16 protein-coding genes and 1 pseudogene are annotated in these 15,181 nt (G+C 65.2%); 11 read left to right on the top strand and 6 right to left on the bottom strand.

The window, feature by feature from the left end; genetic code table 11:
- Positions 1-109: 109 nt before the first annotated feature.
- The 5 genes from M1D32_RS19290 to M1D32_RS19270 all read left to right on the top strand — a co-directional run bounded on the left by M1D32_RS19290 (position 110) and on the right by M1D32_RS19270 (position 4,636).
- Complete coding sequence (locus M1D32_RS19290; protein ID WP_458780204.1) at positions 110-1,396, top strand: MFS transporter; 1,287 nt, start codon at positions 110-112, stop codon at positions 1,394-1,396.
- Between the two features lie 137 nt (positions 1,397-1,533).
- A complete protein-coding gene (locus M1D32_RS19285) occupies positions 1,534-2,142 on the top strand; it encodes a TetR/AcrR family transcriptional regulator (protein ID WP_458780203.1) in 609 nt (202 codons plus the stop codon).
- Positions 2,143-2,425: 283 nt separating this feature from the next.
- The gene (locus M1D32_RS19280) at positions 2,426-3,625 is read left to right on the top strand and encodes an NAD(P)-dependent malic enzyme (RefSeq protein WP_458780202.1); all 1,200 of its coding nucleotides are present in this window, start codon (positions 2,426-2,428) and stop codon (positions 3,623-3,625) included.
- A gap of 94 nt (positions 3,626-3,719) precedes the next feature.
- The gene (locus M1D32_RS19275) at positions 3,720-4,220 is read left to right on the top strand and encodes a DUF456 domain-containing protein (protein WP_458780201.1); all 501 of its coding nucleotides are present in this window, start codon (positions 3,720-3,722) and stop codon (positions 4,218-4,220) included.
- Between the two features lie 41 nt (positions 4,221-4,261).
- Positions 4,262-4,636 carry a nuclear transport factor 2 family protein gene (locus tag M1D32_RS19270; RefSeq protein ID WP_458780200.1) on the top strand — a complete coding sequence of 125 codons (375 nt, stop codon included), beginning with the start codon at positions 4,262-4,264 and terminating at the stop codon, positions 4,634-4,636.
- Between the two features lies 1 nt (position 4,637).
- Here M1D32_RS19270 and M1D32_RS19265 read toward each other — a convergent pair whose 3' ends face one another.
- Positions 4,638-4,844, bottom strand: a complete 207-nt coding sequence (locus M1D32_RS19265) for a hypothetical protein (RefSeq protein ID WP_458780199.1) — start codon at positions 4,842-4,844, stop codon at positions 4,638-4,640.
- 150 nt (positions 4,845-4,994) lie between these two features.
- Between M1D32_RS19265 and M1D32_RS19260 the strand changes: the two genes are divergently transcribed.
- Entirely contained in the window at positions 4,995-5,972 is a 978-nt protein-coding gene (locus tag M1D32_RS19260; RefSeq protein WP_458780198.1) for a hypothetical protein, read from the top strand.
- On the opposite strand, the pseudogene M1D32_RS19255 reads toward M1D32_RS19260, so the two are convergent.
- Positions 5,969-6,633, bottom strand: a pseudogene (locus M1D32_RS19255) (LysE family translocator). The gene M1D32_RS19260 and the pseudogene M1D32_RS19255 sit on opposite strands and share 4 nt — an antisense overlap.
- A gap of 105 nt (positions 6,634-6,738) precedes the next feature.
- On the opposite strand from M1D32_RS19255, the gene M1D32_RS19250 reads away from it, so the two are divergent.
- Positions 6,739-7,194 carry an Lrp/AsnC family transcriptional regulator gene (locus M1D32_RS19250; RefSeq protein WP_458780197.1) on the top strand — a complete coding sequence of 152 codons (456 nt, stop codon included), beginning with the start codon at positions 6,739-6,741 and terminating at the stop codon, positions 7,192-7,194.
- 3 nt (positions 7,195-7,197) lie between these two features.
- Here the strand turns inward: M1D32_RS19250 and M1D32_RS19245 are convergent, their stop codons facing one another.
- On the bottom strand, positions 7,198-7,665 hold the full coding sequence (locus M1D32_RS19245) for an Lrp/AsnC family transcriptional regulator (RefSeq protein WP_458780196.1): 468 nt from the start codon (positions 7,663-7,665) through the stop codon (positions 7,198-7,200).
- Positions 7,666-7,997: 332 nt separating this feature from the next.
- Between M1D32_RS19245 and gluQRS the strand changes: the two genes are divergently transcribed.
- The 3 genes from gluQRS to M1D32_RS19230 all read left to right on the top strand — a co-directional run bounded on the left by gluQRS (position 7,998) and on the right by M1D32_RS19230 (position 9,907).
- Positions 7,998-8,894: a tRNA glutamyl-Q(34) synthetase GluQRS gene (gluQRS, locus tag M1D32_RS19240; RefSeq protein ID WP_458780195.1), complete on the top strand. Its 897-nt coding sequence runs from the start codon at positions 7,998-8,000 to the stop codon at positions 8,892-8,894.
- Positions 8,895-8,990: 96 nt separating this feature from the next.
- Entirely contained in the window at positions 8,991-9,191 is a 201-nt protein-coding gene (locus M1D32_RS19235) for an AsnC family protein (protein WP_458780194.1), read from the top strand.
- A 62-nt stretch (positions 9,192-9,253) separates the two neighbouring features.
- Positions 9,254-9,907 carry an HD domain-containing protein gene (locus tag M1D32_RS19230; RefSeq protein ID WP_458780193.1) on the top strand — a complete coding sequence of 218 codons (654 nt, stop codon included), beginning with the start codon at positions 9,254-9,256 and terminating at the stop codon, positions 9,905-9,907.
- On the opposite strand, the gene M1D32_RS19225 is transcribed toward M1D32_RS19230, so the two are convergent.
- From M1D32_RS19225 to M1D32_RS19215, 3 genes are all read right to left on the bottom strand, one after another.
- The gene (locus M1D32_RS19225; RefSeq protein ID WP_458780192.1) at positions 9,885-11,144 is read right to left on the bottom strand and encodes a low temperature requirement protein A; all 1,260 of its coding nucleotides are present in this window, start codon (positions 11,142-11,144) and stop codon (positions 9,885-9,887) included. The genes M1D32_RS19230 and M1D32_RS19225 overlap by 23 nt on opposite strands.
- An 18-nt stretch (positions 11,145-11,162) precedes the next feature.
- Positions 11,163-12,479 carry an ATP-binding protein gene (locus M1D32_RS19220; protein ID WP_430230616.1) on the bottom strand — a complete coding sequence of 439 codons (1,317 nt, stop codon included), beginning with the start codon at positions 12,477-12,479 and terminating at the stop codon, positions 11,163-11,165.
- Positions 12,480-12,628: 149 nt separating this feature from the next.
- Entirely contained in the window at positions 12,629-13,120 is a 492-nt protein-coding gene (locus M1D32_RS19215) for a universal stress protein (RefSeq protein WP_458780191.1), read from the bottom strand.
- Between the two features lie 135 nt (positions 13,121-13,255).
- Here M1D32_RS19215 and ggt point away from each other — a divergent pair, with 135 nt between their 5' ends.
- Positions 13,256-15,094 (top strand): gamma-glutamyltransferase, encoded by a 1,839-nt coding sequence (gene ggt / locus M1D32_RS19210; protein WP_458780190.1) that lies wholly within the window; start codon positions 13,256-13,258, stop codon positions 15,092-15,094.
- Positions 15,095-15,181 lie beyond the last annotated feature (87 nt).

Raw genomic sequence — 15,181 nt, 5'->3', positions numbered from 1 at the left:
GCTGGGCTGACGCCACGGATGGTCCGTCCGCCGCATGGCAAGGCGGCACGGTAACGCCCACGATAGTCTGATTCCGTCGCTGATCAGCCGTAGCCGGGGGAACAAAATCATGAGCCTGTCCGATACTCCCGCACCCTTGGACCCCGGCGCCGGACCCGGCGGTCCGGCCGCGGCGCTGGCCGAGCCAACGCAAAAAGTCACGGCCCGCTGGGTCACTGGCCTGGTTCTCGTGAACGTGGGCATCAACGCGGCGTTCTTCGGCCCCATCAACGTCTTCATCGGACAGCAGGCCATCAGCATTGATGCGCCCAGCAAGGAAGCCATCCTGTCGCTGGTGACGGCGTGCGGGGCCGCGGTGTCCCTGGTGGCCAACCCGCTCTTTGGCGCACTCTCGGACCGGACCACCTCCCGCTTCGGCCGCCGGGCCCCCTGGGTGCTGGCGGGTGCAGTGCTGGCCACTGCCGCTCTGCTGGCGATGTCCGTATCGGGCGCCGTTGCCCTGATGGTGCTCTTCTGGTGCCTGGTCCAGCTCGGTGCCAATGCGGCCTACGCGGCCATCACGGCGGCGGTTCCGGACCGTGTGCCCGTGGTCCAGCGCGGCGGCGTGGGTGGATTGGCGGCCATGGGCCAAACGCTGGGTATCCTGACCGGCGCGGTCTTCGGCGCCGTGGTGGCCGGCAACTTCCTGGTGGGGTATTGGCTCTGCGCGGGAGCCTTGCTGCTGTCCGTGGTGCCGTATCTTTTCCATCGCAACGATCTCGTCCTGCCCAAGGACGCCCGTCCGGCGTTCCGGCTTAGGGCGTTCGCCCGCGGTTTCTGGATCAGCCCACGGCTCTATCCGGACTTCGGCTGGGCCTGGCTCACCCGTTTCCTGGTGAACGTCGGCAACCAGCTGACCATCGTCTACCTGCTCTTTTTCCTGCGCGACATCCTCAAGTACGAAAACCCGGAAGGGGGTGTCCTGATCCTTACCGGCATCTACGCCGTGATGGTGATGATCACCGCGGTGATAGCGGGACCTTGGAGTGACAGGGTGGGCCGGCGCAAGCCCTTCGTTATAGGTTCATCCGCAACCATTGCCATGGCCGGGGTGATCATGGCGTTCTTCCCGGTGTGGCCCGGGGCGCTGGCCGGCGCGGCAGTCCTGGGAATTGGCTTCGGAGCGTACCTCGCGGTGGACTTCGCGCTGCTGACCCAGGTCCTGCCGTTTGCCGCCGACCGGGGCAAAGATATGGGCGTTATCAATGTGGCCAACTCGCTGCCCCAGGTAGTGGCCCCGGCCCTGGCATTCATCTCCGTGAAGTTCCTGGGCGGGTACGTCACGCTGTTCATTACCGCAGCCGTCATCGGGTTGTTGGGGGCTGTTTTCGTGGTGAAAATCAAGGGTGTGGACTGACCGGCTGAAGCCGGAAGCTAAGTGCCCTGACTAATTACGGCACAGTACTGTGCCGTATAGTTGAGCCGGACTGCAGGCGGTTCGGGATGGGGACGCTCCTGGCTGCTGCACCATAGGAACACAACCCCGGAATGCTGATGCCCGAGACTATTTCAGACCATCCGCCCATGGCCGCACGGCCGTCCGCTCCTCGCCAACGGCTCCGCTATACCCGCATTCTGGAGTCCGCGGCAGGGTTTGCCCGGAAGGGGCTGGACTCCGTGGAACTCACTGAGGTAGCGGCCAAAGCTGATGTGCCGCTGGGCACGCTGTACCGGTATTTTCCGTCCCCCACCCATCTCATTCTTGCCCTCTACCGCCATCAGCTCGACGAGTTGCAGGGCGGGGCGCGGAGCGTCCCTGCCCGTTTCCGCGGCCGCGCGCTGGCGGGACTTGTCATGGAGATCTTCCATATGCGGGTCATGCAGCCCGCCGTGGAGCAGTGCCTGAGCCGGGGGGTCTACCTTCCGGACCGCGACACCACGGTACTCCTGCGCGAGATCGACGCGCTGAGCGAAAAGCTTGTGGCGGCCGCGTCCGGCGATGCCACGGCGGCGAGGGTGCTCCTGCTGACGGTCACTGGTCTGGTCCAGTCCGTCCGGAACCGCCGCCTTTCACTCTTCGAGGCCGAGGAGGACCTGAAAAAGGCCTGCGCACGGCTTGCTCCCTCCAACGAAGGCAGCTACACACTCCATCAAAGCGCGTAATCGGTCTAGACCAATTGCCCATTAAATCCGGCTTATTCCGGTGACGTAGGTCACGAAGGCGCATGCAAAATCGTTTTGGCACCAATCCGGTCAGTCAAATCGCCCGGAAGCTCCTTCCGCCGCTGCCTACCATGGTCGAAATGGAGCCGCAGGGCGCATCCCCGAAGCTCCTTCCCAGACCCGCCACCCTTGGGTTTCCCGCCCGCACCACTTCCGCCCCAGGTCCTTTCGGACCCGGGCCCCATGTGCCGTGTGCCCACGGCGAGCACCAGGAGACAACGACGTGTCCATTGACGCAATTGCAGCCACTGACAATTCCGCAGCCACCGCGCTAAGCGAAGCCGAGATCTTCGACGCCCACCAGGGCGGCAAGCTCTCCATCGCCAGCACCGTCCCGCTGTCCAACAAGCGCGACCTGTCCATCGCTTACACCCCCGGAGTGGCCGAGGTCAGTCGGGCCATCCATGCCAATCCCGAACTCGCCCGCACCCTGACATGGGCCCAGCGCCTGGTGGTCGTCGTGAGTGACGGCACGGCTGTCCTGGGGCTGGGCAACATCGGCGCGAGCGCTTCCCTGCCCGTGATGGAGGGCAAGTCCGCCCTGTTCAAGACCTTCGGCGACCTGGACTCCATTCCGCTGGTGCTCAACACCACGGACGTGGACGAAATCGTGGAAACCCTGGTTCGCCTGCGCCCCAGCTTCGGTGCAGTCAACCTCGAGGACATCTCCGCTCCCCGCTGCTTCGAGCTTGAGGAAAAGCTCATCGAAGCGCTGGACTGCCCCGTGATGCACGATGACCAGCACGGCACCGCCGTCGTTGCCCTCGCCGCGCTGACCAACGCCGCCAAGGTGACCGGCCGAACACTGGACAGCCTCCGTGTGGTGGTCTCCGGCGCAGGGGCCGCGGGCATCGCCGTCGCCGAAATCCTGTTGGCCGCCGGCATTACCGATGTGGTCCTGCTGGATTCCCGCGGCATCATCAACAGCAGCCGTACGGATCTCGCCGCGGACCTGGCCAGCAAGAAGGCCGACATCGCCGGGCGCAGCAACCCCCGCAGCCTCGAAGGCGGCCCCGCGGAGGCCCTGGCCGGGGCGGACGTCTTTATTGGCGTCTCCTCCTCGAAGCTGGACGAGGAACACCTGGCCCTGATGAACCAGGACGCCATCGTTTTCGCCCTCTCCAACCCGGACCCCGAGGTGCTGCCGGAGGTCGCCGTAAAGTATGCCGCTGTGGTGGCCACCGGCCGGAGCGACTTTCCCAACCAGATCAACAACGTGTTGGCCTTCCCGGGTATCTTCCGCGGCGCACTGGACGCGGGGGCCCGCCGCATCACCCCCGCCATGAAGCTGGCAGCGGCGTATGCCATCGCGGAGCTCGCGGCGGAGGACCTCGCCGCCGACTACATCGTGCCCAGCCCGCTGGACCCCCGGGTTGCCCCGGCCGTCACCGCCGCTGTCGCTGCCGCCGTGGAAGCGGAGTAGCGCCTTTCCCACGCCGGAATGACGACGGCGGTGCCTCCCCTTCGCGGAGGCACCGCCGTCGTGGGCTCCGTGCCCCCAACCATAGACTGGGTCCATGAACTCGGAGACCGTGGTGACCGTCCTGTGCGGCCTGGCAATCGTTGTAGGCGTGGCCGGCACCGTCATCCCCGTACTTCCGGGCAGCATCCTGATCGGAGCAAGCCTGCTGGCATGGGCCATCTGGGGCGGAGCGGGCACGGCGGGCTGGGTGGTCTTCGCCATCGCCATGGTATTCGTGGTTGCCGGTATGGCGGCGGGCGCCGTCCTCACGGGCAGGAAGCTCAAGGAACACGCCATTCCCAGCAGGAGCATCGCCGCCGCACTGGTTACGGGTGTGGTGGGAATGTTCATCATTCCCGTGGTGGGGCTCTTCATCGGTTTCGCTGCCGGCCTCCTGCTCAGCGAGTTCCTCCGCACCCGGAACATCAGTACGGCGGCGACCTCCAGCTGGGCCGCCCTTAAAGCAACCGGGCTGGGCATGCTCGCCGAGTTCGGACTGGCGTGCCTGGCCGGGAGCACCTGGGTGGTCGGTGTGTGGATCGCCGCTAACAGCTAAAGCGCTTGCGGGCCGGATGCGCCAGGGCGTACAACGGCACCATGACTGAGCAAACTCCAATCCGTGGGCATGTTCAGGCCTGGATGGACAAGTACCAGGCCGCGTGGACCAGCAATAAGCCCGAGGACATCCGTGCTCTCTTCACTGCTGATGCACGGTACGAGACAGGGCCCCACGACCCCCAGGCATGGCAGGGCCAGGATGGCATCGTCGACGGCTGGCTCGCCGCCCGGGATGAACCGGGCGACTGGACCTTCAGCTGGGAGCTGCTGGGTGCGGACGGTAACACCGCCTTTATCCAGGGCGTCACCACCTATTCGGGCGAACGCCCCACCTACGACAACCTGTGGGTCCTGCGCCTCGACCCGTCCGGCCGGGCTTCCGCTTTCACCGAGTGGTTTATGGAAAGGCCCTGACCTAGAGGCCCAGTCCTCCCAGTTTGTCCCCGAGGCCGCCGGGAAGCTTCCCCAACAGATCGGCGGGGTTGATGCCCAGCTTCGACAGAAGCCCGGCGTGCTGGTCGGTGTCCACCTGGTCCGGCAGCTCGGACTCGGCTTGGGCGGCCTTGTCGTTGTCTCCCTGGTTCCTGAGGAGTTCGAGGATCTGCGTCTTGTCGATTTGCATGGCACTCTCCTTTGCTGATGACGGACTGCTAAGGGTGCCTACCACCCTCCCGGAAATCTTCTCCTGGGACAAGGGCAGGCGCGCCGCGTCACCAGAGATGCGCTTTCAGTGCCTGCCCCGGCTGCCGGAAGTCCCGGTTAGCATGGAAAGATGACCGCCGGGGATGCTGCACCGATTTATTGGGACAGGCGCGATCTCACGCCCTTCGGCCAGCCCCTGTTGCGCACGCCTGTCCACGACCTCGCCGGCGGAGTGGGCGGCCTGCTGACGGGTGTGCTCGGTGGCCGCAACCCGGCATTGCTCTCTGTGGACGGGGAGGTTCCGCGGTTGAAGCGGATGCTGCCCAAGCCGGCCAGGGCGGTGCATGAGGCGGTCTTCACGAGCCGCCAGCCCGAACAGCTGATCACGCTGGCGCGCGCCTACCCCGGATGGGCTGGCCTCTGCTACCTCATGTCCGGGCTGCTGGTCTACAAGCAGGGCGGCTACCTGCGCGCCTCGGAGCTCCTCCAGCGTGGGCTGACCACCAGGAATGAAGACGAAGCCAACCGCTATTCGTCCACCTACCTCACCAGGATCGTCACCCGCATTGAACTTGCCGAGCGCGTGGAGATCCCTGTCCTGTTCAGCGAGGAGTCGGTGTTCCTGGCCCTGGCTCACTCGTTCCGGGAGACGGGGCGCACAGAGGCGGCGCTGGACGCCCTGTCCGGGCTGCCGCCGTCGCTCCCCATGGCCTTGGCGCGCTGCTCGCTGGCGTTGACCCTCGGCCGGAGCCGGACAGTGATCGACTGGACCGACGGCCTGCTCAACGCGGACGATCTCTCTGCCGCACTGTTGCTGGTGCGTGCCCGGGCTCTGCGGCGGGAGGGCCGGCTGGATGCGGCGAACCAGGCGCTCGCAGAGGTGTTGCGGCGGCGGAAGACGCACCTGACCCTGCGGAACGACGCACTCACGGACCGGGCGCTGCTGCTCCTTGATTCCAGCCGAAGGTCACTCAATCCGAGGGACTGGGGAAGGCGGCACGAGGATCCGGTGCCGCAGCGGGAGATCGCAGCGCCCGTTCCCATCCGCAAGGACGAGGAGATGCGCCGGATATGGGAACAGGACTGGAAGAAGCTCAGCGACGATTAGTTTGCTGGCCATCTTCCGGTGAGCCGGGCCCCGGAGAACAAGGGCAGGAGCTGATCGCCGAGCAGAACGGCGCCGAGCACCACCATGATCACCCCGCTGGCCAAGGTCACTGTCCGCGCAGCTCCCGGCCGGCTTTGCAGCAGGGTTCGGGACAGCAGGGCGACGGCGGTGTACACGAGCCCTGCTAGGAGCACAAAGGTCATGCCCAGCAGTCCGGACTGCACCGGGACGGGCAAGGACGCCTCTGCGCTCACGAACTGGGGAACGAGCGCCACGTAGAAGAGCAGGCCCTTGGGGTTGATGCCGCTGGTGCCCATGCCCTGCAGGAAGGACCGGAGCCGTGTGCTGCCGTCATTGCCGGCTCCGGCCGAGAAGCTGGCTGCGCGCCAGGAGCGAAGCGTGCTCACCCCAGCCACATCAAGTACCCGGCGCCGGCCAGGGTAATCCAGCCAAGGACGCCGGGCATTCCCGTGAGAAGCGCGGCAAGCCCCGCTACCAGTAAGACCGTGTGGAGGACGTATCCGCCGCAGAGCCCTGCCACTGCGGGCACAAAGCTGCGCTGCCTCAACCCGGCAGCAATGGAGTATGCCCAGTCCACGCCGGGCGTGCAGGCCAAGGCCGCGGCCACCAGCACAAAGGCCAAAAACAGCTCCGGGTTCATCATCTCTCCTGCCAAGTGGTCCGTCAGGAGAAACCCTAGATACTTTTTGCCCGGAAGTGCTGTCCTATTTCGCCGACCTAGGGGCTCCGGCGGTAAGATCCTTGCGTGATAGACCATATTGACAGAAGTATCTTGCGCCATGTCAAAGAGGACGGCCGGATCACCGCCACCGCACTTGCCGGCAAGGTCGGTTTGACCGTTGCCCCTTGCCACCGGCGGCTGCGCGATCTGGAGCAAACTGGCGTGATCCGGGGCTATCGGGCCGACATCGACCCATCGGCCGTGGGGCTGGGGTTCGAGGCGATCGTGTTTGTTACCTTGCGGCAGGTGGACCGCGCCACCATGGAGGTTTTCGAAAACCGGGTGGCGGACAACCCCAACATCGTGGAGGCGCAGCGGCTTTTCGGTTCGCCCGACTACCTCCTGAAGGTTATCGCCGAGGACCTGCCGGCCTACCAGCGCTTTTACGACGCCGAACTCACGTCCTTGCCGGGCGTGGAACGGCTGACCTCCACCCTGGTCATGAAGAACCTGAAGTCCAACGCGGGTCCGCCGGTCTAGCGGTCAGGTGTTCAGCAGCCCGGTAGTGCGGTACGGGATGACCTCGCGGAGGAACATGCTCGTGGAAGTCCGCACGATGCCCGGGCAAAGCCTGATTTCCTCTGAGACCCGGTAGAGGTCGTCCGGACTGGTGGCGACCACGCGGATCAGCAGGTCGGTATCCCCGGCAGGCGCGTGGCATTCGAGCACCTCCGGAATCTTGCGGAGCGCGGCAATGGCCTCGTTGAGGTGGCTCTGGTCCAGTTCGGCGCTCACGGAAGCGGCAACCCCGCGTCCCAGTGCGGCGGGAAGCACCCTGCTGCTGTTGGGACGCAGGGCTCCGGACGCCGTCATCCGTTCCAGCCTGCTCTGCACCGTACCGCGGGCCAGGCCCAGGCGTTGGGCCAGCACCATGATGGGAACCCGGGGGTCATCATCCAGGCCCTGCAAAATGCGCTTGTCGGTGGCGTCCAGTTCCTGCAATGTGATCATTTCCTGTCGGTGCCGCCGGCGGTAATTAGTCAGACTGATCAACCGGCTCATTGCTTGTTGTCCCAACTGTAGGGTGTCTGCTCAAATAGTGGCAACGAAGGCAAAAGCTACCGCTGATACCCTCAGGCTGACAGGCCTCCCGGCACACCCACCGGAAACTGGACACCGCTTCCCGCAAGGAGGCCGCCGCTGATTGACACTTGTTCACACCACGGTCATTCTGCAAACACGGCAAGAGCCCCTGAGCCACCCGCGTCGGATTCCCGATGCCGGTAGCTGAGGGGCTCTTGTATTGTCCCGGCACACCTTCCCTTCCCGCATAGGGTTGACCCATGACCTCTGCAGGCCGCTTTGCCCCCAGCCCCTCCGGCGACCTCCATGTAGGGAATCTCCGGACGGCGCTCCTTGCCTGGCTGTTCGCCCGCTCCACCGGCAGGAAGTTCCTGCTCCGCGTGGAAGACCTTGACCGCGCACGCGCCGGTGCTGAAGCCGGGCAATTGCGGGACCTGGAGGCTCTCGGTGTCACCTGGGACGGCGACGTGGTGCGCCAGACTGCACGTGGCCCCCTCTACGCTGAGGCGATCTCCCGTTTGGAGGCTGCCGGACTAACCTACGAGTGCTTCTGCACCCGACGGGAAATCCAGGAGGCCCCGTCTGCTCCGCATGCGCCCCAGGGCGCGTATCCGGGCACCTGCCGGCACCTCGGTCCCGCTGAGCTGGAGTTCAAGCGCTCCACCCGGCGCGCGGCGATCCGGCTGCGCGCCGGCGTCGCGCAGTTCACCGTCCGCGACCTGCTTCACGGGTCCTATGCCGGTGTGGTGGATGACTTTGTGCTGCGGCGTAACGACGGTGTCACCGCCTACAACCTTGCAGTGGTAGTGGACGATGCGGAGCAGGGTGTCGACCAGGTGGTCCGTGGCGACGACCTCCTCCCGTCCACTCCCCGGCAGGCCTACCTTGCCTCGCTGCTGAATATTCCCACCCCGGAATATGCGCACGTTCCCCTCGTGGTGAATTCCGACGGCGTCCGGCTGGCAAAGCGGGACGGCGCGGTGACGCTGGGGGACCTTGCGGAAGCGGGAAGCCCTGCCCCTGCGGTGCGGGACGGGCTGCTGGAGTCCTTGGGGCTGCCGGCAGGTTCACTTGAGAACGCTTTGGCGGCGTTTGACCCGTCCACGCTGCCGCTGGAGCCATGGGTATGGAGCGGTATGGAGGCTGCCCGGCGCTGATTCCCCTGTCCCCAAAAGGCGTGCCTGGATCCTTCGTCAACTTTTGTTGACAACCCTCCATGCGTCAACTAAGGTTGACGCATGGAGGTGGACCGCATGAAGACCCTTGTGGGATCAATGGATGGCATGGGGCCGGCAGAGGCCCTCCACGCTGTCGCTGAGCTGCAGAAGGAAGTGAGCCGGACCGAATCATCGCTCGTCCGGAGCGCACGGCAGGCCGGATTGTCCTGGGAAGCCATTGCGCTGTGCTTGGGAGTCAGTAAGCAGGCAGTCCATCGGAAATACGGTAAGCAGTAGCTGCCCGGGACAATTGAGTCCGCGGTTGAGCCACAGCAGCCGGGTCAGCCTACGCTTAGGACATGTCAGACCAGCATGCCGCGGAGCAAAGCCCGGCGCCAAAGTTCACGGTAGAGACAGCCAAGGTCCTTGCCGAGGTGGCCCACAACCGGCAGAAGGACAAGCTGAAGCGACCGTACCGGGAACACGTCCTCGCCGTAGGCGACGCCTTGGCCGACTTTGATGACGACATCCGGATCGCCGGGTATCTGCACGACATTGCGGAAGACACTCCGATAACCCGCCAGGCATTGCTGGACATGGGCGTGTCCGAGCGGGCTGTGGAAATCATCGAACGCGTCACCAACCGGCTGCACGAATACCCGGACGACTATCAGGCGGGGATCCGCGAAATCGCTGAGCACCATGATGCGGCATTGGTCAAGATCGCCGACAACGCCCACAACTCGCTGCCCGAAAGGGTCCAGGCGTTGGCGGAGAAGTGGCCGGACAAGCCGCCCGTCACCAAGTACCGCGACGCCCGTCCGGTGTTGTACGCCGCCGTCGAAGTGGAGGAGGTCCGGAAGATCCTCGCGCGGGTGAACCCGTGGTTGTTGGAGGAACTGGACAATCAGCTGGACGAGGAAGACACGACGGACTACGAGAACCTGTCCTACGGGGAGTCGGACGCCGCTGGTGGGACGGCCCTCGACGCTAGGACGGGCGGGCCCGAGTAGCCTCCGCTTCCAGCTTTTCCAAAGCCCGGTCCAGCCGGCCGGAGCCGTGGAGCTCATCAATGACGATCGGAACGGCGAGTGCCAGCACGATCACCAGCAGGCATACCGGGACTGACACGCCGGCCGCAGCAAGTCCCACCGAAGCTGCCAGCGCGCCGAGCACCCCGACGGTGACGGCTATGACGTGCCGGTCACGGCCCATCATGGTGCTGTACAGCCACGTCAACGACGCCTTGAAGAGTGCCACCGGAATGGCGATACTGGCCACGGCCGCGGCGGCACTGATGTGTGCCTCATGGTCAATGTAGTACGCCGCCACGTGCAGGCCGGCCCCGGTGGCGGCGATCGCGGCGAACACGGGAATGTGGCCGTAGCCGAAGAGGAATGAGCGGTGCCGGCGCAGGTGCAGCGCGCGTCCTGCGGGCAGCATGAAGTAGATCCACCACATTCCGAACGCCAGCGCTGTTCCGCCGAAGCCCACAAGCGCAGCGTCCACGCTCCAGCCGTGGTTGGCTACGATGGCGCGGAGGGTTTCGATGGCGCCGATGAGGCATTCTCCCAGGGCGATGATCGCGAGGAGCCCATACCGCTCGGCGATATGGTGGGCGTGCCAGGGCGTCCTGGCGTTGCGTTCGGCCGCGTAGGGCGTGGCCATTTCCAGTGCTATCAAGGGCACAGTCAGGAGGATGGTGGTGAGCACGTCCGCCTTGAAGACGGCGACGGCTATCCATCCAAGTTGGACCAGGGCGAGGTACTTGGCGTAGCGCATGCAGGTTTGACGGCGGGCGGGGTCCTGCTTTGCTGCCCGCAACCATTGGGCAACCAGCGCCAGCCGCATGATGACGTAGCCGCTCACGATGACCCCGTTGTTCACGTACCCGCCTGCCACGATGGAGTGGAACATGGGCTCGATACCCATGGCGAGGATCAGGACGCCGACAATCTGGACCATGGTGACTACCCGGAAGATCCAGTCATCGGTGTCGTAGGCGCTGGCGAACCAGGTGAAGTTGATCCACGCCCAGACCACGGCGAACATCGCAAAAGAGAACCCCAGCAGGCCCGCACCGAAACGCGCTTCGGCAATCTCATGGGCAAACTGGCTCCCCGCCACCCCAAAGGCGATCACGAACGTCAGGTCGAAAAAGAGTTCCAGCGGCGTGGCGGCCCGGTGTTTTTCATGCGGATCGCGGCCGCCCATGCGCGCCATGGCATGCCGGAGGGGATTGGAGGACATGCATAAAACGTTACTTCCTTAAACGCGGCCCAGGGCATCGATGTCCTCCAGAAAGTCCTGGTGCACTTCCGCGCTGACGGTGGTGCGGGTGTCACCGATGGCGTCCAGATAATCCTGGGTGGAGGGCCCCTTCCGCACCGCCTCCCGGACCGAAAGTGTGCCGCCGGAAGCGAGCCCGCCGTCGTCGTACACAGCCTTCTCAAGGGCGCGCTGGGAGGCGCTGCGGGCGGCGTACTCGATGTCTGCGGGGGAGAAGCCCTCGGTTTTTTCCACCAGCAGTTCCACATCCACGTCATCCACCACCGGGGCAGGGATGAAACGCTGCCACATGGCCTCGCGGGCCTGCCGGTCGGGAAGGCCGATGGGGATGACGTAGTCGAACCGGCCGTGGCGCAGGAACGCCGAGTCCAGGGCACGGATGAAGTTGGTGGCGCACACCAGCAGGCGTCCGGGCTGTTCCCGGAAGGCCGGGATGATCTTGAGCAGCTCGTTCGTGACGCCCTGCAGCGGCGAGGGCGGCTCGCCCGAGCGCTGGGAGGCGATTTCTTCCACCTCGTCGATGAACACGACAGCGTGCTCAAGCTCTGCGATCTCCAGGAAGGTCTCGCGGAGCGCTCCGGCCAGGCCCTGCGGGTCAGCGGCCAGCCGGGAGGGAAACACCTCCACGAAGGGCCACTCCAGGCGGGAGGCGATGGCCTTGGCGAAGGTGGTTTTGCCGGTGCCGGGCGGGCCGAAGAGCACCACGGCGCGGGGCGGAACGACGCCGAATTCGTCCGCGAGATCGGCCTCCGCCAGGGGGAGGACCAGGCGGCGTTCCAGCAGTTCCTTCTCCTTGCGCATGCCGGCCACGTTTTCCCACAGGTCGCGGGCCAGCACGCGCCCGCCCAGCTGGCCCAGCGCGCCGAGTTCCTGCCGCTGGACGGGGATGGTCCGCTCGAAGTACCGGAGGTTTTTCTTCAGGGCAAAGCCTCGGCCCAGGAACGCCTCCACGCGGGTTTCCGACTCCGGCATAAGCGCAGAGAGCTTGTTCAGCCCGTGCGGTGCCATCCGGTTTTCGACGGCGGCCAGCAGCGAGGTGCCAATCCCGCGGCCGCGGTATTCAGGCAGCGTGGCGAGGAAAACGATCCAGCCCTGGTCGTGGGCGGCGCGTCCGACGGCGGCCCCCACCACCTGTTCTCCCTGCACCGCCACCACGGCGTGGTCCTTTTCGCACGATGCAAGGACTTCGGACAGCGCGTACACGGGTTCGACATTGTGGGACTTGAGGGTCTCCCAAAGGTGCAGTATTCCGTCCAGGTCCGCTGAGTGGAAGTCCCTGATCCGCCAGTTGGTCATGCTGTCTCCCGGATGGTTCGTCGTTGAACTGCTCGCTTAGTGCCAACCCTGCGGGCATCGGCGCCAGGGGGCACTCTGCTGAGCATAGGGGATCGGCCCCCCGTCGGGAGGTGCAGGGGCGTTGCGTTACGCCAGGATGGTTCGGGCGGCTAGAGCTTCGCGGCGCCCCTGCCCTTGGAGCCTCTCCAGAGATGGTGGGGGCGGTGGTTGCTGTCGGCATGCACTACCAGGACAGGGCAGGCGGCGTGCGAAACGCACGCTGCGCTCACCGAGCCAAGGTGCATGCCGATGAAGCCGCCGTGCCCGCGGCGCCCCACCACCAGGAGTGCGGCTTCGGCGCCTGCCTCGACCAGTTTGGCCGGCGCGGGGCCGCGGACTATAGCCTGAGTGATCTCTACGGGGGCATCAGGTCCGAACGCTTTGCCGACAGCTTCGGCCAGGGTTTGCCGCGCGGCTGCTTCAAATGCGTCGAAGTCGGGCGGAACATAACCGGCGTAGATTTGCGGGAAATCCCAGCAGGCCACAGCATGGATCCGCGCGTTAAGTGCGGGCGCCAGCCGGGCTGCGAATCGCAGGGCCTGCACCGAGGAATCGGAGCCGTCCACACCTACAACAATTTTTGGTTCCTGGTCGCTCATCATGGTCCTCCTTGACCGGTAGGCGTGGACACGTCCCATGGCAGCTGACGGGGCCAAGGACAAACAGCAGCCGTTGAGAGTATATGGGGCGAGGAGTAGCCTGTGACACACCTCACTCGAACCCATTCAGGAGCAACCATGCCACATCTGGGACGCCGGGTCGCTGCCATCACGGCAGCGCTGGCGATGAGCGTGACCACTGGAGCATTAGTAAGTCCGGCCTCCGCCCATCCGCGGCAGACCGACAAGACCCCCACCGCGACCGGGTACGCCGGCGCCGTCAGTACCGTGGACCCGGAAGCCTCCGCGGCGGCCATCGAAGTCCTCCGAAAGGGCGGCAACGCCGTTGATGCCGCTGTCGCCGCAGCAGCCACCCTGGGCGTCACCGAGCCCTACAGCGCCGGAATCGGCGGCGGCGGTTACTTTGTGTACTACGACGCGAAGAAGGGCAAGGTCAGCACCATTGACGGCCGGGAGACTGCCCCCGCGGCAATGCCCACGAACGCGTTTGTGAATCCGGCCACCGGCCAGCCCTACACCTTCACTCCCGATCTGGTCACCAGCGGGGTTTCGGTAGGCGTCCCCGGCACGCCAGCCACCTGGGAGCGTGCGCTCGAACGGTGGGGCACCATGAGCCTTGCGGAAACCTTGAAGCCGGCCATCAAGGTGGCTAACCGCGGCTTTGTGGTTGACGAGACGTTCCGCCAGCAGACAGATGACAACGACGAGCGCTTCAGGGCATTCCCCGCCACCACCGAGCTTTTCCTCCCCGGAGGCCAGCTTCCAGTGGTCGGTTCGATCCTCAGGAACCATGATCTGGCAGAGACCTACCGTCTTCTGGCCCGGCATGGCACGGACGCCTTCTACACTGGTCCCCTCGCCGAGGAGATTGCGCAGACGGTGCAGAACCCGCCCAAGAGCCCGACGACTACCCTGCCCGTTCCTGTCGGATTCATGACTACTGAAGACCTGGCGAAGTACCGTGCGCTGGACCAGGACCCCACCCATGTGGAATACCGCGGCTATGACGTCTACGGCATGGCGCCTTCCAGCAGCGGCGGCACCACCGTGGGCGAGGCCCTGAATATCCTGGAAGTCTTTGACCTTCCCGCCTTGAAGGCAAACACGCCGGCTGTCCTGCACCACTACCTGGAAGCAAGCGCGCTCGCTTTCGCAGACCGCGGCAAGTACGTCGGCGACCCGGCATTTGTGGATGTTCCCACTAACGCGCTACTGGACCAGGTGTTCGCCAAGGAACGGGCTTGCGAAATCAATCCCACTACTGCAGCAATCAAGCCAGTCGCGGCGGGGGATGTGATGTCCTACGACGGCGTCTGCCCCGTGGCACCCGCCGTGCTCGCGGACGAAAAGGATACGGAGAACATTTCCACCACCAACCTCACGGTCTCCGATAAGTGGGGCAACGTGGTGGAGTACACGCTCACCATCGAGCAGACCGGCGGATCCGGAATTGTGGTTCCTGGCCGCGGTTTCATCCTGAACAACGAGCTGACGGACTTCTCCACGGTCTACAGCGCAACCGATCCGAACCGGATCGAGCCGAACAAGCGTCCGCGCTCGTCCATGTCGCCAACCATCGTGCTGAAGGACGGCGAACCGTTCCTCGCCCTTGGGTCGCCGGGCGGTTCGACCATCATCACCACTGTCCTGCAGACTCTCGTCAACCGGATTGACCTCGGGATGAGCATAGAGGAAGCCCTGGCGGCTCCAAGGGCCTCCCAGCGGAACACCGCCAAGGTTACTGCGGAACCGGCATTCATTGCTGCTCCCTATGGGCAGGAACTTATCTCCCGGTATAGGCATGAGATGGCTCCTGCCGGAGATGCATTCACATCCGCTGCCGAGATCGGCGCAGCCACGGCCATCGAGTTCCTCCCCGACGGAAGGGCAGTGGCCGCGGCCGAACCGGTGAGGCGCGGCGGCGGGTCCGCGATGGTGGTCAAACCGTCACCCTAGCCCCCCGACAGCAAGCTGAATAACGACGGCGGCACCCCAGGTTCCGGAATTTCAGAACCTGGGGTGCCGCCGTCGTACGCGGTGGAG

It is taken from the genome of Arthrobacter sp. D3-16 (assembly GCF_054408515.1).
Note: the sequence above shows the minus strand (reverse complement) of the source record. Positions and strands in the feature narration are given on the sequence as shown.